Annotated in this window: 18 protein-coding genes, 1 pseudogene and 1 riboswitch; of the genes and pseudogenes, 14 read left to right on the forward strand and 5 right to left on the reverse strand. The window is 64.1% G+C overall.

Going from position 1 to position 17,206, the window contains the following annotated elements:
* Nucleotides 1–56: 56 nt before the first annotated feature.
* Nucleotides 57–2,069, forward strand: coding sequence for an acetate--CoA ligase family protein (locus AC2FNA_RS12420; protein ID WP_496826956.1), 2,013 nt, complete (start codon nucleotides 57–59; stop codon nucleotides 2,067–2,069).
* A gap of 3 nt (nucleotides 2,070–2,072) precedes the next feature.
* A complete protein-coding gene (locus AC2FNA_RS12425) occupies nucleotides 2,073–2,852 on the forward strand; it encodes a carnitinyl-CoA dehydratase (RefSeq protein ID WP_496826958.1) in 780 nt (259 codons plus the stop codon).
* A 55-nt stretch (nucleotides 2,853–2,907) separates the two neighbouring features.
* Here the strand turns inward: AC2FNA_RS12425 and AC2FNA_RS12430 are convergent.
* Nucleotides 2,908–3,191, reverse strand: a pseudogene (locus AC2FNA_RS12430) (beta-ketoacyl-ACP synthase I); the annotation flags it as partial.
* Between the two features lie 212 nt (nucleotides 3,192–3,403).
* On the opposite strand from AC2FNA_RS12430, the gene AC2FNA_RS12435 reads away from it, so the two are divergent.
* A complete protein-coding gene (locus AC2FNA_RS12435) occupies nucleotides 3,404–4,291 on the forward strand; it encodes a sulfotransferase (RefSeq protein WP_496826960.1) in 888 nt (295 codons plus the stop codon).
* 151 nt (nucleotides 4,292–4,442) lie between these two features.
* On the forward strand, nucleotides 4,443–4,706 hold the full coding sequence (locus tag AC2FNA_RS12440) for a hypothetical protein (RefSeq protein WP_234143691.1): 264 nt from the start codon (nucleotides 4,443–4,445) through the stop codon (nucleotides 4,704–4,706).
* Nucleotides 4,707–4,731: 25 nt separating this feature from the next.
* Here AC2FNA_RS12440 and fabA read toward each other — a convergent pair whose 3' ends face one another.
* Nucleotides 4,732–5,241 (reverse strand): bifunctional 3-hydroxydecanoyl-ACP dehydratase/trans-2-decenoyl-ACP isomerase, encoded by a 510-nt coding sequence (gene fabA, locus AC2FNA_RS12445; protein WP_234140269.1) that lies wholly within the window; start codon nucleotides 5,239–5,241, stop codon nucleotides 4,732–4,734.
* Nucleotides 5,242–5,430: 189 nt separating this feature from the next.
* On the opposite strand from fabA, the gene irrA reads away from it, so the two are divergent.
* Nucleotides 5,431–5,850: an iron response transcriptional regulator IrrA gene (gene irrA, locus AC2FNA_RS12450; RefSeq protein WP_234140267.1), complete on the forward strand. Its 420-nt coding sequence runs from the start codon at nucleotides 5,431–5,433 to the stop codon at nucleotides 5,848–5,850.
* On the opposite strand, the gene AC2FNA_RS12455 is transcribed toward irrA, so the two are convergent.
* Nucleotides 5,851–6,747, reverse strand: coding sequence for a LysR family transcriptional regulator (locus AC2FNA_RS12455; RefSeq protein WP_496826963.1), 897 nt, complete (start codon nucleotides 6,745–6,747; stop codon nucleotides 5,851–5,853).
* 91 nt (nucleotides 6,748–6,838) lie between these two features.
* On the opposite strand from AC2FNA_RS12455, the gene AC2FNA_RS12460 reads away from it, so the two are divergent.
* Nucleotides 6,839–7,636, forward strand: a complete 798-nt coding sequence (locus AC2FNA_RS12460) for a phytanoyl-CoA dioxygenase family protein (protein ID WP_496827129.1) — start codon at nucleotides 6,839–6,841, stop codon at nucleotides 7,634–7,636.
* A 72-nt stretch (nucleotides 7,637–7,708) separates the two neighbouring features.
* Here the strand turns inward: AC2FNA_RS12460 and AC2FNA_RS12465 are convergent, their stop codons facing one another.
* Nucleotides 7,709–8,575 (reverse strand): hypothetical protein, encoded by an 867-nt coding sequence (locus AC2FNA_RS12465; protein WP_496826965.1) that lies wholly within the window; start codon nucleotides 8,573–8,575, stop codon nucleotides 7,709–7,711.
* 134 nt (nucleotides 8,576–8,709) lie between these two features.
* Between AC2FNA_RS12465 and miaB the strand changes: the two genes are divergently transcribed.
* Nucleotides 8,710–10,029 (forward strand): tRNA (N6-isopentenyl adenosine(37)-C2)-methylthiotransferase MiaB, encoded by a 1,320-nt coding sequence (gene miaB, locus AC2FNA_RS12470; RefSeq protein WP_496826967.1) that lies wholly within the window; start codon nucleotides 8,710–8,712, stop codon nucleotides 10,027–10,029.
* A gap of 12 nt (nucleotides 10,030–10,041) precedes the next feature.
* Here the strand turns inward: miaB and AC2FNA_RS12475 are convergent, their stop codons facing one another.
* On the reverse strand, nucleotides 10,042–10,365 hold the full coding sequence (locus AC2FNA_RS12475) for a hypothetical protein (RefSeq protein ID WP_496826968.1): 324 nt from the start codon (nucleotides 10,363–10,365) through the stop codon (nucleotides 10,042–10,044).
* Nucleotides 10,366–10,802: 437 nt separating this feature from the next.
* On the opposite strand from AC2FNA_RS12475, the gene AC2FNA_RS12480 reads away from it, so the two are divergent.
* The 7 genes from AC2FNA_RS12480 to metK all read left to right on the forward strand — a co-directional run bounded on the left by AC2FNA_RS12480 (nucleotide 10,803) and on the right by metK (nucleotide 17,132).
* Nucleotides 10,803–11,420, forward strand: a complete 618-nt coding sequence (locus AC2FNA_RS12480; RefSeq protein WP_235789805.1) for an OmpA family protein — start codon at nucleotides 10,803–10,805, stop codon at nucleotides 11,418–11,420.
* A gap of 10 nt (nucleotides 11,421–11,430) precedes the next feature.
* Nucleotides 11,431–11,724 (forward strand): hypothetical protein, encoded by a 294-nt coding sequence (locus AC2FNA_RS12485; RefSeq protein WP_234140264.1) that lies wholly within the window; start codon nucleotides 11,431–11,433, stop codon nucleotides 11,722–11,724.
* Nucleotides 11,725–11,860: 136 nt separating this feature from the next.
* The gene (locus AC2FNA_RS12490; protein ID WP_496826970.1) at nucleotides 11,861–12,871 is read left to right on the forward strand and encodes a PhoH family protein; all 1,011 of its coding nucleotides are present in this window, start codon (nucleotides 11,861–11,863) and stop codon (nucleotides 12,869–12,871) included.
* A 58-nt stretch (nucleotides 12,872–12,929) separates the two neighbouring features.
* Nucleotides 12,930–13,427, forward strand: a complete 498-nt coding sequence (gene ybeY / locus AC2FNA_RS12495) for an rRNA maturation RNase YbeY (RefSeq protein ID WP_496826972.1) — start codon at nucleotides 12,930–12,932, stop codon at nucleotides 13,425–13,427.
* Nucleotides 13,428–13,460: 33 nt separating this feature from the next.
* Nucleotides 13,461–14,348, forward strand: a complete 888-nt coding sequence (locus tag AC2FNA_RS12500; protein WP_234140261.1) for a hemolysin family protein — start codon at nucleotides 13,461–13,463, stop codon at nucleotides 14,346–14,348.
* Nucleotides 14,345–15,862 carry an apolipoprotein N-acyltransferase gene (gene lnt / locus AC2FNA_RS12505; RefSeq protein ID WP_496826974.1) on the forward strand — a complete coding sequence of 506 codons (1,518 nt, stop codon included), beginning with the start codon at nucleotides 14,345–14,347 and terminating at the stop codon, nucleotides 15,860–15,862. Before AC2FNA_RS12500 ends, lnt begins: the two co-directional genes overlap by 4 nt.
* A 31-nt stretch (nucleotides 15,863–15,893) precedes the next feature.
* Nucleotides 15,894–15,944: riboswitch (SAM-SAH riboswitch) on the forward strand.
* 6 nt (nucleotides 15,945–15,950) lie between these two features.
* Nucleotides 15,951–17,132, forward strand: a complete 1,182-nt coding sequence (metK, locus tag AC2FNA_RS12510; protein ID WP_496826976.1) for a methionine adenosyltransferase — start codon at nucleotides 15,951–15,953, stop codon at nucleotides 17,130–17,132.
* Nucleotides 17,133–17,206: the final 74 nt, after the last annotated feature.

Below are 17,206 nucleotides of genomic sequence, written 5' to 3' on the forward strand. Positions count from 1 at the left end.
GCGCGACGCCTCCGGCGGGAGTATTTTCGGCAAAGTGAAAGGGCAGGGTGCCTGTCATGAGCAAGGGCTTGTCACGCATGTTCCAGCCGCGCTCGATCGCGGTGATCGGGGGCGGCGCCTGGTGTCGTCAGGTGATCGTGCAATGCCGGCGCATGGGTTACGACGGCGCCATCTGGCCGGTACATCCCAAGGCGGCGGAGGTCGAGGGATATCCGGCCTTTGCCCGGCTGGAGGATCTGCCGGGCGCGCCCGATGCGGCCTTTATCGGCATCAACCGGCATGCCACCGTCGAGGCGGTGGCGCTGCTGTCGTCGATGGGGGCGGGCGGGGCGGTCTGTTTCGCCAGCGGGTTTTCCGAGGCGCTGGCCGAGGATGAGACGGGGGGCGATCTGCAGGCCGCGCTGGTGGCGGCGGCGGGTGAGATGCCGATCCTGGGGCCCAATTGCTATGGCTTTGTCAATGCGCTGGACGGGGCGCTCCTCTGGCCCGATCAGCATGGGTGCAGCCGGGTCGAACGCGGTGTGGCCATCCTGACGCAAAGTTCGAACATCGCGATCAACCTGACCATGCAGCAGCGTGGTCTGCCCATCGCCTATGTGGTGACCTGCGGGAACATGGCACAGACCGGTCAGGCGCGGATCGCCATGGCGCTGCTGGACGATCCCCGGGTGACGGCCATCGGCCTGCATATCGAGGGGTTCGGCGATCTGCGCGACTGGGAGGCGCTGGCGGCCAAGGCCCATGCGCGGGGCGTGCCGCTGGTGGCGCTGAAGGTCGGGGCCTCGGAACAGGCGCGGCAGGCGACGGTGTCGCATACAGCGTCCTTGGCGGGCAGTGACGCGGGGGCGCAGGCGCTGCTGGACCGTCTGGGCATCCCGCGCCTGCGGGCGCTGCCCGATCTGCTCGAGACGCTGAAGCTGTTGCATTGTTGCGGGCCGCTCGACGGGCGGGGCATTGCCTCGATCAGCTGTTCGGGGGGCGAGGCGAGCCTGATCGCCGATATGGCCGAGGGCGGCGGGCTGCGCTTTCCGCCGTTGAGCGGAGAGCAGCGGGCGCGGCTGCGCGCGGCGCTGGGGCCGATGGTGGCGCTGAGCAATCCGCTGGACTACCACACCTATATCTGGCGCGACACCGATGCGATGGCGGCGGCCTGGTCCGGGATGACCGGTGAGGGCATCGCCTTGACCGTTTCGATTGTCGATTATCCGGTGACCGATGCCAGCGACTGGGCCTGCGCCACCCAGGCGGCGCTGCGGGTGCGGGCCGAGACCGGGGCGCCCTTTGCGGTGGTGGCGACGCTGCCGGAACTGATGCCGCCGGATGTGGCGGCCGAGCTGATGGCGGGTGGCGTGGTGCCGCTGATGGGCCTGCGCGAGGCGCTGGCGGCGGCCGAGGCGGCGGCCAGCCTGCGCGCGCCCGATCCGGTGCCGCTGTGCCTGCCCGGGCTGGGCGCGGCGGAGCGGTTGCTGGACGAGGGTGCGGCCAAGGCGGCGCTGGCGGCGCATGGGCTGGCGGTGCCGCGCAACCGGACTGCGTGCGTTGACGAGGTTGCGCAGGCGGTGGAGGGGCTGCGCGGTCCCTTTGCCGTCAAGGGCGTGGGGCTGGCGCATAAATCGGACCATGGCGCGGTGCGTCTGGGCGTGGCGGCGGCGGCTCTCGCGCGGGTCGCGTCCGAGATCGGCACACCCGAGGTGCTGGTCGAGGAGATGGTGAGCGACACGGTGGCCGAGTTGCTGGTGGGAGTCGTCCGCGACCCGGCACACGGGTTTGTTTTGACGTTGGGGGCGGGCGGGGTGCTGACCGAGTTGATGCGGGATACCGTGTCGCTGCTGGTGCCCGCCGCGCCCGAAGATGTTCGCGCCGGACTGGAGCGGCTGCGCATCGCGCCCCTGCTGGCGGGCTATCGCGGCAAATCGGGAGCCAATATGGATGCGATCCTGGAGGCTGTTGCGGCGGTGCAGGACTATGTGCTTGCCCATGCCGAAACGCTGGGCGAGGTTGAGATCAACCCGCTCCTTGCCACGCCGGACCGGGCGGTGGCGGTAGATGCACTGATCAGAAAGGGCTGACCGATGACCCCCATCAAGACGCGCCGTGACGGCGCCATTTTCGAGGTGACGCTGGACCGGCCCAAGGCCAATGCGATCGACTTGGCCACCAGCCGGATCATGGGTGACGTGTTCCGCGAGTTTCGCGACGACCCCGAATTGCGGGTGGCGATCCTGACCGGGGGCGGCGAAAAGTTCTTTTGTCCCGGCTGGGACCTGAAGGCGGCGGCCGATGGCGATGCGGTCGATGGCGATTATGGCATCGGCGGTTTCGGCGGTTTGCAGGAGTTGCGCGACATGAACAAGCCGGTGATTGCCGCCGTCAACGGCATCGCTTGTGGCGGCGGGCTGGAACTGGCGCTGTCGGCGGACATGATCATCGCTGCCGATCACGCCACGTTCGCGCTGCCCGAGATTCGCTCGGGCACGGTGGCCGACGCGGCCAGCGTGAAGCTGCCCAAGCGCATCCCCTATCACATCGCGATGGAGCTTTTGCTGACCGGGCGTTGGTTCGACGCCGAGGAGGCGCATCGCTGGGGGCTGGTGAACGAGATCGTGCCGGGCGCGCAGCTGATGGACCGCGCGTGGGAGCTGGCGCGCCTGCTGGCCAGTGGCCCGCCGCTGGTCTATGCCGCGATCAAGGAGATCGTGCGCGAGGCCGAGGATGCCAAGTTCCAGGACACGATGAACAAGATCACCAAGAGGCAGTTTCGCACGGTGGATGTGCTCTATTCGTCAGAGGATCAGCTGGAGGGCGCCCGCGCCTTTGCCGAGAAGCGCGACCCGATCTGGAAAGGGCGTTGAGGCGTCCGACCTTCGCCACACAAGAGAGGGGTCGGCGAGCCCCTTTTGCTTGTCGTCCGGTACGGGAGTTGACGATCTGATCCTCGGTCAGACCTGCATCGCCAACCCTCTGTTGCATGGCGATATGGACGATGCTGCACCATCCCCAGGAAGCGCAGGGCCCGCTTGTCTACAGTCGATTTTGAGGGTGTCGGCGATGCGGCGGCGAAACCCGTGTTCGGTCATTTCCTTGCAGGCGACGATGCCGGACCGGCCTGCCATGAGTAAGGGTGTGACTTACTCGGGATTTCCACCGATCGAAGAGACGATCCCCAGACCGGCCACAACCACCCGGCGCATGAACGAACTCCCTTGTTGCGGGGTGCCTGTGTAGGGAAGCGGGGTGGTCTGGCAAGCCAATAGGCGTCAGGTCCGGACGCGGGCCTGCGTGGTGGTCCGCGGGCGGGTGAAGATTGAGATTGCTGTCGGGTTGTGGCAGCCTGAACCGGCCTGACTTTACAGCCAGTCTGTGTGACCTAGCAAAAGGAGGCGCCGCGCCGCCGGCCGATGACATGACCGTCGTGATCCCGGATCTTCGGGTCTATCCGAACCTGACCGGAAAGACGCTGCTTATCTGTGTCGGCGCGGCGAAATGCGCGACCAGCTGGCTGCACGATTACCTGGGCTCGCGCTGCGAAGTGGCGGTTTCGCCTCTGAAGGAACTGCATTTCTTTGACAGCAAGTTTCCCGAACATGCCCTGGGGGATGCCGACGGCCTTGCCCTGGCGCGCCTGTCCTTTCAGTTGGGTCAGGCTGGCGATGCGGTCGTGAATCTCAGGCGTCGCGCCATTTTTCAGGCCAGCCTCGACCGCGGCCAGATGATTTATGACGACAATGCCTATTTCGGGCATTTTGCGCGGTTATGTGGGCCGCAAACGCGCTGTTTCTGTGATCTGACGCCCTCCTACAGCGCTATTGGGGCCGAAGGGCTCTCCTATATGAAACGGTTCTGCGCAAGTCAGGACATCGAGGTGAAGATTCTCTTTCTCATGCGTGACCCGGTCCAGCGCTTCTGGTCGCAACTGCGCCACCTGCAGCAGATGAACCCAGTCAACGATGTTGCCAGCAAATGGCGGCGCGCGCTGACGGCGCCCGCGCTCCTGGCGAGGGCGGATTATCGCGGCATCGTTCTGGCGCTGGAGCAGGTGTTCCCTTCGGCGAACTTGCTATGCCTTTTCTATGAATCCCTGTTCGAGGGCGACGACGTGATCAGGCGCCTGTGTGGCTTCATCGGGATACCCTTTGCTCCTGCGGCGACCATTCAGCGGCATAACGAGACCACTGTCAGGCTGCCGCTTTCAGACGATGCCGAAGACGCATTTCGCCGTCTTCTGGCCCCGCAATACGATTTCTGCCGCGAACGGTTTGGGCGCTCCGTACCGGGGTCGTGGCTGGCCTGAGGCCTGAGGGCTTAATGCTCGACTCTGCGGGGTGTTTTTGCTATAATATCGAAACTTTTCTGACTTTTTGTGACCTGTTTCAGTGTCATCGAAGATCATCCGGGTGTTTCGAGCCCGGAGCCGTTGTTGTTTTTGCAGAAGGGATTTCACAATGCCAGAAGACTCAATCGGTTTTGAATTCTTCAGTGATGATCAAAACCCCCGCCTGACCATCGTCAACGAGGCGGCCTTGCAGAATGCCAGCAACCAGCTGTTCAATGAAATCGCCCATCTGAGGGCATTCGATCACCTTGGGAACGCGGTCGAAGCGGTGCAGAAAGCGGCGCAGCATAAGGCGCGCCTGGACCCGCCGGAATGGGAAGATAATGTGCCGCCCGACGCAACGGATTTCGGCGACTTTTTCCTGTTGGGATAGGCTAAGCCAGGGTCGTGAAGTGGCGTCAGCTTTCGCTGAGCGCGACCTTCATGTCCTTGACCTGATAGATCACCTCGCCATCGGCCTCGACGATGCCGTCGGCAACGCCCATGGTCAGGCGGCGGGTCTGGATCGCCTTGGTGAAATCCACCTTGTAGGTCAGCATCTTGCGGTCGGGCCGCACCATGCCGGTCAGCTTGACCTCGCCCACACCCAGCGCATAGCCGCGCCCCTGCCAGCCGCGCCAGCCAAGGTTGAAGCCGGTCAGCTGCCACAGCCCGTCCAGACCCAGACAGCCAGGCATGATCGGGTTGCCGGGGAAATGGCAGTCAAAGAACCACAGGTCGGGGGTGATGTCGAACTCGGCCCGAATGTGACCCTTGCCATGGGCGCCGCCATCGGCGGACACTTCGGTGATCCGGTCCATCATCAGCATCGGCGGCGCCGGCAGCTGTGCATTGCCGGGACCGAACAGCTCGCCACGAGCGCATTTCAGCAGTTCGTCCTTGTCAAAGCTGCTCGGGTATTGGGCCATCTGCCTGTCTCTCCTGCCTGTGGGTCTGTCTAGCATAGCTGGACCCCTCTAGCATCGCCAAAGCTTGTCCCGCAAGGGCGGCAAAGGGATCTGTGGTCGCAGGTCCACAGCCAGATGCGAATGAATTTCATTTGAGTTTTACGCTCCGCGCACTTTATATATACCGTTAGCCGCAACGGAACGGGACCGATGACGCCAAATTCTCAGGAAATCGCCACCGACTGGCTGGTAGATGCCGGGCTGCGCCCGACCCGTCAGCGCGTGGCGCTGGCCGAGCTGTTGGTGGGCGACGGGCGCCACCGCCATGTGACCGCCGAAAGCCTGTTTGATGCCGCCCGGACCAAAGGCGCTGCCGTGTCGCTGGCGACCGTCTACAACACGCTGCGCGCCTTTTGCGAGGCCGGTGTGTTGCAGGAGATCACGGTGGATGGCTCGAAAAGCTATTTCGACACCAATACCCATGACCACCCACATTTCTTTTGGGAGGATGAGGGGCGGCTCTCGGATGCGCCCTCGGACCAGTTGGTGATCCAGCGGCTGCCCGAAGCGCCCGAAGGCGTCGAGATCGCCTCGGTCGATGTGGTGATCCGGCTGCGCCGCAAGGGCTGATCAGCCCGCGCCGAACAATGCCGTCAAGACCTGTGCCGCCCGCGCGGTGGTCGCGTCCGCCGCGCCGGTGCCGTGCCGGACAAGGATCACGGATTCGGCCAGATCCGCCCCGAGGATCGGGCGACTGAGCAGCGGTCTGCCGTCATAACTGGTGGCGTGAGCGGGCGCCGCATAGCTGATCCCGACGCCCTCTCCATGGGCGGCGAGGCTGCGCAACAGCTCCAGTGTGGCGGCCCGGTGCGCCACCAGAGGCGACAATCCATGCCGTCGAAAGAGGCCCAGCATGTGTTGCGCCGACAGGCCCTCGTCCGACAGGATCAGCGGATGCGCGGTCAGCGCCTTCAGGTCGGGATCGGCGCCGCTGGCCAACGGATGGTCGGGAGACATCAGGGCCTGCGGGTGGCTGCGGTAGAGCGGCTGGCGGTGAAACCCGGCATCCAGCCCCAGATCATAGGTCAGCGCCAGGCCGATCTGGCCCTTGAGCAGGGCCGATATCAGCGCCTCGAACCCGTCGGCGCGGGTGCCGATCATGACATCGGGCAGCGCCCGGCGCAGCGCATGCAAGGCAGGCGCCAGCAGGAAGGGCGCCAGATCGGTGAAACAGCCCAGATGCAGCTGTCGTTTGGCCGGGCGGGGATGGGCCGGATCCTCGATCCGGGCCGCGTCGGACAAAAGCGCCTCGGCGGCGGCGATGAAATCGCGCCCCGCCGGGGTCACTGCCATGGCCGAGCCTCGCCTGCGGATGAAGAGGGGCTGGCCCAGATGGCTTTCGATCTTGGTCAGTGCGGCAGACAGTGCCGGCTGGGATACGTTGAGCGCAGCGGCGGCGGCCGACAGGCTGCCATGCCGGCCCACGGCACAGACATATTCGTATTGGCGAAGGGTGAGATATAACATTAACTTATTTATTAGTTCGAAAGATATGATTTGAACAGAAGTTCCCGTCATGCGCAAAAAGAGGCAGGACATCAGCCCCGGAGAGATCGCCATGCCGCACCCGCTTGTCACGCCCGAGATGATCGAGACCTTTCAGCGCGACGGTGTCGTGCTGGTCAGAGGCCTGTTCGCCGATCATGTAGAGGCGCTGCGCGCCGGGGTCGCCGCCAACATGGCGGCACCTGGTCCCTATGCCTCGGAAAACCGCAAGGAGGGGCATACGGGCCTGTTCTTTGACGATTATTGCAACTGGGAACGTATCCCCGAGTTTCGCGAGGTGATCGAGACCTCGCCCGCCGCCGAGGTTGCCGCCGACCTGATGCGGTCGCAAACCGTGCAGATGTTCCACGACCACGTGCTGGTCAAGGAGCCGGGCACCTCTATGGCGACGCCCTGGCACCAGGACGGGCCCTATTACTTTGTCGAGGGGCGGCAGACCGTCAGTTTCTGGTCGCCGCTGGACCCGGTGACCGAGGCGACGCTGCGCTGTGTGGCCGGGTCGCATCGCTGGGAGAAAGAGGTTCTGCCGACCCGTTGGGTGTCCGAAGAGGGGTTCTTTGCCGACGAAGGCCAATACATGCCGGTGCCCGACCCCGAGGCCGAGGGGATGCAGATCGTCGAGTTTGAGATGGCGCCGGGTGATGCGGTGGCGTTTGACTATCGCACCCTGCACGGCGCGCGCGGCAATACCAGCAATTCGCGGCGCCGCGCCTTCTCGCTCCGGCTGGTTGGGGATGACGCGCGCTATGTGGAGCGTCCCGGTCGTACCTCGCCGCCCTATCCGGGGCATGACATGGTGCCCGGTCAGCGCTTGCGCGAGGATTGGTTTCCGGTGCTGCTGAGGCGCTAGAGGGGGCGCTGCCCCCGGCGCTGGCGCGCCTCCCCCGGAGTATTTATGGCGAAATGAAGGAGCGGGCCGGGATCAGAACCACTGTCCCGGTTCCATCAGCCCCAGATCGAGCAACTGGCGCGAATGCCATTCGAAGGGGGTGGAGTTGTGCCAGCGGAAGCTTTGGATCTCGAAGGTTGATCCGGGGTTCTTTTTCAGTGCCTTGGCAGTGCGGAAGGAACAGATCGCCGCCGTCAGGTTGTGATGCCAGGGACAGGCATAGGTGTTGTATTCCTGGTCGTCGAAGGTGTGATCGGGTCTCAGACACAGGCCGGGTGCCGATTTGAACAGCGAGATCCGGTCGATCTTGCGGCTGTCCTTGGGAATATGTTCCTCGTAGCGCCAGCGCACGCCGCCGAAGAAATCGAGCTGCCGTTCGCGCGGATGGCCGGTTTCCGGGTCCTTGCGGGCCTGGGCGTAATAGCCGGACTTGTCCAGAAAGGCGCGATCGAGCGAGACCCCGATGGGAAAGGCGCTGAGGTCATCGGCATAGAGGTCGATGACATAGGTCAGCATGGCATCGCGCCGCTCTTCGCCGTGAAAGGCCAGCATCTCGCCGATGCTGCGCGTCTCGCAGAACGGGTAGAACAGGTATTCGGCGTTGAAACAGTAATACATCCAGATGCCGGGCGCCGCCGCGATGATGCGGTTGATGGCATTGGTCACCGCCAGGCGCGGGCCGCAGTCGAAGGGGATCCGGTGCACCCGGTTTTCCACGTCGGGAGGCAGGGTAAAGGCGTCTGGCATAAGGGCCAACACGGATTTGAACCCGCATTGGATGTGGTGGCGCATCGTGGTGGCCAGCTCGACATCGTCCTCGACAAAGATCATCGCCAGCGGCCCCTTGGCCAGGGCCTCGGCCCCGGTTTTCAGGAAATGATCGAGTGAGGCGTATTCCATGCCTGTCCAGCCTGCTTTGCGTCTTTGCCTGTCTGGCATTCTGGGCCAACTTCGGTTAATTGCGCGTGCATTGCAAGCGGCGCCCGAACCCTGTAGAGGCCGCCGCTGATCCCGCGAAAGCAAAGGCCCGTCCGATGTCCGACCCTAAGAAGCTGTTTATCAAGACCTATGGTTGCCAGATGAACGTCTATGACAGCGAGCGCATGGCCGAGGCGCTTGGCGGGCAGGGCTATGTCGAGACGCAAAGCGTCGAAGACGCCGACATGATCCTGCTCAATACCTGCCATATCCGGGAGAAGGCAGCCGAGAAGGTCTATTCCGAACTGGGTCGCTTCAAGGGGCTGAAGGCCGCGAAACCGGATCTGAAGATCGGGGTTGCGGGCTGTGTCGCCCAGGCCGAAGGTGAAGAGATCATGCGCCGCCAGCCGCTGGTCGATCTGGTGGTCGGGCCGCAAAGCTATCACCGCCTCCCCGAGCTGGAGGCCAAGACGCGCGCCGGGGAAAAGGCGCTGGACACCGATTTCCCCGAAGAGGACAAGTTCGAGAAGCTGAAAGGCCGCCCCAAGGCAAAGCGCGGCCCGACCGCGTTCCTGACGGTGCAGGAGGGCTGTGACAAGTTCTGCGCCTTTTGCGTGGTGCCCTATACCCGCGGGGCCGAGGTGAGCCGTCCTGCCGACCGTATCCTGCGCGAGGCGAACGAACTGGTCGAACGCGGGGTGCGCGAAATCACCCTGCTGGGTCAGAACGTCAACGCCTATCACGGCGCGGGGCCGAACGGCGACATGACACTGGCCGGGCTGATCTGGGAGCTGGACAAGATCGACGGGCTGGAGCGCATCCGCTTCACCACCAGCCACCCCAATGACATGAGCGACGATCTGATCGAGGCGCATGGCACCTGCGCCAAGCTGATGCCCTATCTGCACCTGCCGGTGCAGGCGGGGTCGGACAAGATCCTGAAGCGGATGAACCGCAGCCATACCGCCGAGAGCTATCTACGGCTGGTTGAGCGCATCCGCAAAGCGCGTCCCGATATCCTGATGTCGGGCGATTTCATCGTCGGTTTCCCAGAAGAGACCGAGGCCGATTTCCAGGCCACACTCGATCTGGTCGAGGAGGTCCGGTACGGCTATGCATATTCGTTCAAGTATTCCACCCGACCCGGCACTCCGGCGGCCGAGCGGGCTCAGGTCGACCCGGCCGAGGCTGACGACCGGTTGCAACGGCTGCAAGCGGTGATCACCCGCCACCAGCGCGAGATTCAGGACAGCATGGTCGGGCGCGAAGTCAGCGTGCTGTTCGAAAAGCCGGGCCGCCAGCCTGGTCAGATGGTTGGCAAGAGCGAATACCTGCACGCGGTCCACGTCCAGGATCCGGGTCTCGAGGTCGGGCAGATCGCCCGCGTTCGGATCGTCGCCTCGGGCGCCAACTCGCTGGCGGGCGAGCTGGCCTGAGCCAATATCGGATCAGTGCGACGGCGGCGTCTTGGCCACGATCTGGAGCAGCGACGAGCGCATGTAGTCGTGCTGGCCCACGCCCCATTCATCGCGGCAGATACGCTCGCCGATGGCATGGGCCTCGGGATAGGTATACCCCATCCGCACCAGATCCTCGACAAACACCGCGTTGGGCCGATCCCAGATCACGCTGCTGGTCGGTCCGCGAAAGCAGCTGATGGTGATGTTCTGGACATCCGACCCCGGTTTGGTCGGGCGCTGTTGCGCCTCGGGTGACGTCGCCATGACAGCGGTAAGCACCAGGGCAGCCCCGGCGCGCAGATAGGCTTTCATGTCAATACCCCCACGTCTGACAAGAAAATGTAGCGCCGCCACACAGCCCGTGACAGCGCACCGGTCCCGGAGGGGAACCCGGCACTGACGATGCTAGCCGATCCGGAGGAGTCGCGGAAGCCACCGCTTCAGGGAGTTGATCGATGGTGATTGTCAACTGGAGCGAGAGTAATGCGTAGCAAGAAACGCTTCTGTTTCCAATCGCTCCGCAATCGCCTTGCGGACCCGATGAGCAGGTCACGTGAGGTGACGAGAATCGGATCGGCACGAACCCGTAAAACCAGGCCAAGAGCCACCGATTCGTTACAATTCCGGGGAAACATTGGTGAGTGTCGACGAAAACGCCACAATATCTGGTGGATTTCGCTTCACAGAAATGTCGAATTTTCCTAAGCTTGCACCAGTTTCGCGTCCGGCGGGCGGCCCTTGTCCGCCGCATGTCGGCAGTGGGGGAACCAGGTGAGGAATTTTCGGTGACTGATTTCAAACTCAAGAGCGTGGCTGCCGCGCTTGCAACCGTCCTTGCGCTGACCGGGATTGCGACGACCCCGGCTGTCGCACAATCCAGCAGCGGGGGCACCACCCGGACCATTATCGGCGAGCGCTATGTGCCGACCATCTGGGTCGATCCCGATGGCTGCGAGCATTGGGTGATGGATGACGGCGCCGAGGGTTTCATGACCCCCCATGTCCGCCGCGACGGAACCCCGGTCTGCCGCCGGGGCGCGCTGTGCGGCACGATGCCGACGGACCAGTTCTTTGCGACCGACAGCTATCGCATCTCGTCCGAGGGACAGGCGCGGCTGCGTCAGTTCTTTCAGGAGACGGGCGCCAACGGTTACATCATCACCGGCCATACTGACAGCCGGGCCTCGGATGCCTACAACCTGCGGCTTTCGGTCAACCGGGCCAATTCGGTCGCGCGGGTGGGCCGTGCTTCGGGTGCCCGCATCGTCGATGTGCGCGGTTACGGCGAGCGTGATCCGCGCGTGCCAAATACCAGCGCCGCGAACATGGCGCAGAACCGCCGCGTCGAAATCATCTGTGTGAACTGAGGAGAGCGACATGAAACTGATCAAGGGGATCGCCCTTCTCGCGGCTCTGGGTGGGCTTGCCGCCTGTGAAGCCACCGACAAGACCCGTGACCGCGGCATCGACGCCAAGGACCTGTCGCAGCTCAAGGCCGGTATCTGGGTCGACCCGACCGGCTGCCAGCACTGGATCATCGACGACGGTCTGGAGGGCTATCTGTCTCAGCGGATGGATCGCCATGGAAAGCCAGTCTGCGACGACTCGTTGCCCAAGGGCGTGGCCACCGGCCCGTTCAAGGAAGGTTCGAATATCGTCGACGCGATCTGAGTGCCGAACATCTCATCAAGGCCGCCCCACGGGGCGGTCTTTTTGTTTCAAAAGGATGAAAATTTTGCGGTCCCGCTTGCACCGACCGCAATATCTTGGCTACGCTTGTCCCAGGACTGCGACTACAGGAGAGCGGATGGCCATCAGCGCCCTCACACCACCGCAAGACAGCAGCACCCCTGCGGAGCTGCAACTCGAATTCCCCGATAACCGGCTGTTGATAGATTTGTGCGGCGAGCATGACCGCCACCTTGTGCTGATCGAACAGGTGCTGGGTGTGCAGATCGTACGGCGCGGAAATCTGCTGTCGGTGCTGGGCGAAGCCGCCGCGCGCGACCGCGCCGCCGAGGTGCTGGAGGCGCTGTACGAGCGCCTGCAATCGGGCCGCCCGGTCGAGGGTGCCGATGTGGACCGCGAATTGCGCATGGGCCGGGGTGAAGAGGCCAAGGATGCTCCGGCGGGCGACCAGCTGGAGATGTTCCTGGGCGGCCGGATCGAGATCAAGACGCGCAAGAAACCGGTCGAACCGCGCACCGATGCGCAAAAGGCCTATGTCAAATCGCTGTTCGAGAACGAGCTGGCCTTTGGCATCGGGCCGGCGGGCACCGGCAAGACCTATCTGGCGGTCGCGGTGGGCGTGTCGATGTTCATCAACGGTCTTGTCGACCGCATCATCCTCAGCCGTCCGGCGGTCGAGGCGGGGGAGAAGCTGGGCTATCTGCCGGGCGACATGAAGGACAAGGTCGACCCCTATATGCAGCCGCTTTATGACGCGCTGAACGATTTCCTGCCGGGCAAGCAGGTGGCCAAGCTGATCGAGGAAAAGAAGATCGAGATCGCACCGCTGGCCTTCATGCGCGGCCGCACGCTGGCCAATGCCTTTGTGGTGCTGGACGAGGCGCAGAACGCCACCACCATGCAGATGAAGATGTTCCTGACCCGTCTGGGCGAGGGTAGCCGGATGGTGATCACCGGCGATCGCAGCCAGGTCGACCTGCCGCGCGGGGTGACCTCGGGTCTGGCCGATGCCGAACGGCTGTTGAAGCCGGTGCCGGGTATCAGCTTCAACTACTTCACCTCCAAGGATGTGGTGCGACACCCGCTTGTCGCCGCGATCATCGAGGCGTATGAGGCCGACACGGGCTGAACGGAGTTGGGTTTGTGGGTAGGATCGCTGGGTATTTGGCGGCGCGGAGCGTGGAAGCATGACGCTGGATCTGACGCTGGAGGATTCGCGCTGGACCATCCTGCCGCCACTGGCTGACCGGGCGATTTCGGCGACGCTGGCGCAGATGGGGCTGGACCCCGAGATTTGCGAAATCAGCTTGCTTGGCTGCGACGACGATCGCATCGCAGCGCTGAATGCCGAATTCCGAGACAAGCCCGCCCCCACCAATGTCCTGAGCTGGCCCGCCGAGGATCTGGCCGCCGAGGAGCCGGGCGGCGAACCTCTGGCGCCCGAGGCAGATTTCACAGGAGCGATTCCCTTGGGGGACATCGCCATCGCCTTTGACACCTGCCAGCGCGAGGCCGAGGCTGCGGGCAAGCCAATGGACGACCATGTGACACATCTGATCGTTCATGGTCTGTTACATCTGCTGGGTTACGATCACATCCGTGACGAAGACGCCACGCTGATGGAAAGTTTGGAACGCCGGATACTTGGCAATCTGGGCCTTGATGACCCATATAATATTGAGTGAGGGGCCAAGGGGCCTCGATTTGGAACAGGATTGATGGGCGATATAGAAGGCAGTTCTAGCGCAGCGCAAAGCGCGCAGCCGGAGGAAACCGGCGAAACGAACGCAGACAAGACAGGGTTTTTCACCCGTATCATGGATGCATTCTCATCCGGTGAAAGCCATCAGGAACAGGCGCCGAACGGGGCCACGACGGCACCCACCCCGGTTCCGGGGATACTCAACCTGCGTCGGATGCGGGTCGAGGATGTGGCGATCCCCACCGCCGAGATCGTGTCGGTTCCGCTATCCATTTCGAAGGAAGAGCTGGTCCAGATCTTCCGCGACAGCGGCATGACCCGGATTCCGGTCTACGAGAATACGCTCGATACCCCGCTGGGCTTCGTGCATCTCAAGGATTTCGCGCTCACCCACGGCTTCAACGGCAACTCGACGGTGTTCGATCTGGGGTCGATGCTGCGGCCATTGCTGTTCGTGCCGCCGTCGATGCCGATCGGGGTGCTGCTGACCAAGATGCAGACCGAGCGCCGCCATATGGCGCTGGTGATCGACGAATATGGCGGGGTCGATGGCTTGCTGACGATCGAGGACCTGATCGAACAGGTCGTGGGCGAGATCGAGGATGAGCATGACACCGACGAGGCGCAGACCTGGATAAAGGAACGTCCCGGCTGCTATATCGCGCAGGCGCGGACGCCGCTTGACGAGTTCGAGACCGAGATCGGGCGTTCGCTGACCAGCCACGAGGATGTGGACGAGGAAGAGATCGACACGCTGGGCGGCCTCGTCTTCATGCTGTCGGGCCGGGTGCCCGCGCGGGGCGAGGTGGTGCCGCATCCCGATGGCGTGGAATTCGAGGTGATGGACGCCGACCCGCGCCGGATCAAGCGCTTGCGGGTGATGATCCCCGACGCCGCCGAATGAACTTTGTTGCAGCTTGGCCGCTGTGGCAGCGTATGGCGCTGGCGGCGGTGCTGGGGGCCGTGGCCGCGCTTGGCTTGGCGCCGTTATCGCTGTGGGGCGCGACCGTCGCTGCATTGCTGGCGGTGCCCGCACTGTTTCTCGCGGCGCCGGGCTGGCGTCAGGCGGCCTGGACCGGCTGGGCCTTTGCCACCGGCTATTTCGGTCATGCGCTCATCTGGATTGTCGAGCCGTTTCTGGTGGATGTGGCACGGCATGGCTGGATGGCGCCGTTTGCGCTGGTGCTGATGGCGGGGGGGCTGGCGCTGTTATGGGCCGTGGCCTTTGCGCTGGCGGCGCGGCCCAGGCTGGGGCCTTTCCGGCGGGTGATCCTTTTGACCCTGACACTCGGCCTTATGGAACTGGCCCGTGGATATGTGTTCACTGGCTTTCCCTGGGCGGGTCTGGCGCAAATCTGGGTCGAGACCGATATGGCCCTGCTGCTGGCGTGGATCGGACCCAACGGTCTGGCAGTGATGACGCTTGCGGCGACCATGATCCCCGGTGCCGCGCTTACGCGAGGTTTGAGGGCGCGCGCGCTGCTCTCCTGTGCTCTGCCAATGCTGGCGCTGGCTCTGGCCGTGCTGGCTGCGGATGCGGCGCGCGCGCCGGTTGAAAGCAGCGGCAAGGTGGTGCGTCTGGTGCAACCCAACGCGCCGCAGCATCAGAAATGGGATCCCGACTGGTATCCGATCTTTCTGGAGCGCCAGATCCGCTATACCGCTGCCGACACGCCACCCGATCTGGTGGTCTGGTCGGAATCGGCGTTGCCCTACTGGTTGGACGAGGCCGGGCCGGTGCTGGAGCAGATCGCCGCCGCCGCGCGCGGCGCGCCGGTGCTGCTGGGGGCGAACCGGGCCGAGGGGCCGCGCATCTACAACGCGCTTGCGATGATCGGTCCGGGTGGGCGGGTCGAGGCCACATATGACAAGCATCATCTGGTTCCGTTCGGCGAATACGTTCCGTTGGGCGATGTGCTAGAGCAATTCGGCATCGCGGGCTTTGCCGCTCGCAGCGGGCGGGGCTTCAGCGCCGGTCCCGGGCCGGAAACCTTGCCGATACCGGGTATTGGCGCGGCGCTGCCGCTGATCTGCTACGAAGCGGTGTTCCCTCGATATGCGCGCGGCCCGGACGGGCGGCCCCGGCTGTTGGTGCAGGTCACGAACGACGCCTGGTTCGGCACCTGGGCCGGCCCGTATCAGCATCTGGCTCAGGCGCGGATGCGGGCCATCGAACAGGGGCTGCCGATGGTGCGCGTGGCCAATACCGGCATCTCGGCGATGATCGACCCGCAAGGGCGTATCACCGCCGCACTGCCACTGGGGCAGGACGGCTATGTGGATGCGGATTTGCCACGGGCCTTGCCGCCGACACTCTATAGCAGAACCGGCGATCTGCCTTGGCTGCTGGTGATGCTGGTTCTGCTGGCTGGTGCAGTGCGGATACAGGGCCGGGCGCTGCGTCCAAATAGCGATTGACCTTGCCAATGGCCCCGCGTATCCCGGCTTCGACCTGCCACAACGGCTTCCTGGCGTGGCGAGGGAAACCTTTAATGGAGCACTTTTCATGTCCCGACAGAACTACATCTTCACTTCGGAATCCGTCTCCGAAGGGCACCCGGACAAGGTGTGCGACCGTATCTCGGATGCGGTGCTTGACGCCTTTCTGACCGAAGAACCCGAGGCGCGCGTCGCCTGTGAAACCTTTGCGACGACCAACCGTGTGGTGATCGGTGGCGAGGTGGGCCTGTCGGATCAGGCTAAGCTGCGCGAGTACATGGGTCGGATCGACCGGATCGCCCGAGACTGTATCAAGGATATCGGCTACGAGCAGGACAAGTTCCACCACGAGACGGTGGAGATCACCAATCTGCTGCACGAACAGTCGGCCCATATCGCCCAGGGCGTCGACGCCGCCGAAGGCAAGGACGAGGGGGCCGGTGATCAGGGCATCATGTTCGGCTATGCCACGACCGAAACACCGGCGCTGATGCCGGCGCCGATCCAATACAGCCACGCGATCCTGCGCCGCCTGGCCGAGGTGCGCAAGAACGGCACCGAACCGGCACTGGGGCCGGACGCCAAATCGCAGCTGTCGGTCATCTATCGCGACGGGCAGCCGGTCGGCATCTCGTCGCTGGTGCTGTCGACCCAGCACCTGGACCCCGACCTGACCAGCGCCGATATCCGTGCCATCGTCGAACCCTATATCCGCGAAGTCCTGCCCGAGGGCTGGTTGACCGCCGAGACCGTCTGGCACGTCAATCCGACCGGCAAGTTCGTGATCGGCGGACCCGATGGCGATGCCGGCCTGACCGGGCGCAAGATCATCGTCGACACCTATGGCGGTGCCGCGCCGCATGGCGGCGGCGCCTTCTCGGGCAAGGATCCGACCAAGGTGGACCGCTCGGCCGCCTATGCGGCGCGCTATCTGGCCAAGAACGTGGTGGCCGCCGGCATGGCCGAGAAATGCACCATCCAGCTGAGCTATGCCATCGGCGTGTCGGCGCCGCTGTCGATCTATGCCGATACCCATGGCACTGGCACGGTCGCCGATGCCGAGATCGAGGCGGCAATCCCCAAGGTCATGAACCTGACCCCGCGCGGCATCCGCACCCATCTGGGCCTGAACAAGCCGATTTACGAGCGCACCGCCGCTTATGGTCATTTCGGCCGCGAGCCCGAGGCCGATGGCGGCTTCAGCTGGGAGCGCACCGATCTCTCCGAGGCGCTGAAAAAGGCGGTCTGAACCGGCGGATCGTGATCGACAACAGGGCGGCCAGGTGGCCGCCCTTTTTCGTTGAGCAGGGTGTTTCTTCTTGA

This window comes from Ruegeria sp. YKSD163, from assembly GCF_059612905.1.

Excerpts from the sequence above, each read along its gene's own strand:
- AC2FNA_RS12420 (WP_496826956.1), top strand. The coding sequence starts at position 57 with ATGAGCAAGGGCTTGTCACGCATGTTCCAGCCGCGCTCGATCGCGGTG.
- AC2FNA_RS12425 (WP_496826958.1), top strand. The coding sequence starts at position 2,073 with ATGACCCCCATCAAGACGCGCCGTGACGGCGCCATTTTCGAGGTGACG.
- AC2FNA_RS12435 (WP_496826960.1), top strand. The coding sequence starts at position 3,404 with ATGACCGTCGTGATCCCGGATCTTCGGGTCTATCCGAACCTGACCGGA.
- AC2FNA_RS12440 (WP_234143691.1), top strand. The coding sequence starts at position 4,443 with ATGCCAGAAGACTCAATCGGTTTTGAATTCTTCAGTGATGATCAAAAC.
- fabA (WP_234140269.1), bottom strand. The coding sequence starts at position 5,241 with ATGGCCCAATACCCGAGCAGCTTTGACAAGGACGAACTGCTGAAATGC.
- irrA (WP_234140267.1), top strand. The coding sequence starts at position 5,431 with ATGACGCCAAATTCTCAGGAAATCGCCACCGACTGGCTGGTAGATGCC.
- AC2FNA_RS12455 (WP_496826963.1), bottom strand. The coding sequence starts at position 6,747 with ATGTTATATCTCACCCTTCGCCAATACGAATATGTCTGTGCCGTGGGC.
- AC2FNA_RS12460 (WP_496827129.1), top strand. The coding sequence starts at position 6,839 with ATGCCGCACCCGCTTGTCACGCCCGAGATGATCGAGACCTTTCAGCGC.
- AC2FNA_RS12465 (WP_496826965.1), bottom strand. The coding sequence starts at position 8,575 with ATGGAATACGCCTCACTCGATCATTTCCTGAAAACCGGGGCCGAGGCC.
- miaB (WP_496826967.1), top strand. The coding sequence starts at position 8,710 with ATGTCCGACCCTAAGAAGCTGTTTATCAAGACCTATGGTTGCCAGATG.
- AC2FNA_RS12475 (WP_496826968.1), bottom strand. The coding sequence starts at position 10,365 with ATGAAAGCCTATCTGCGCGCCGGGGCTGCCCTGGTGCTTACCGCTGTC.
- AC2FNA_RS12480 (WP_235789805.1), top strand. The coding sequence starts at position 10,803 with ATGTCGGCAGTGGGGGAACCAGGTGAGGAATTTTCGGTGACTGATTTC.
- AC2FNA_RS12485 (WP_234140264.1), top strand. The coding sequence starts at position 11,431 with ATGAAACTGATCAAGGGGATCGCCCTTCTCGCGGCTCTGGGTGGGCTT.
- AC2FNA_RS12490 (WP_496826970.1), top strand. The coding sequence starts at position 11,861 with ATGGCCATCAGCGCCCTCACACCACCGCAAGACAGCAGCACCCCTGCG.
- ybeY (WP_496826972.1), top strand. The coding sequence starts at position 12,930 with ATGACGCTGGATCTGACGCTGGAGGATTCGCGCTGGACCATCCTGCCG.
- AC2FNA_RS12500 (WP_234140261.1), top strand. The coding sequence starts at position 13,461 with ATGGGCGATATAGAAGGCAGTTCTAGCGCAGCGCAAAGCGCGCAGCCG.
- lnt (WP_496826974.1), top strand. The coding sequence starts at position 14,345 with ATGAACTTTGTTGCAGCTTGGCCGCTGTGGCAGCGTATGGCGCTGGCG.
- metK (WP_496826976.1), top strand. The coding sequence starts at position 15,951 with ATGTCCCGACAGAACTACATCTTCACTTCGGAATCCGTCTCCGAAGGG.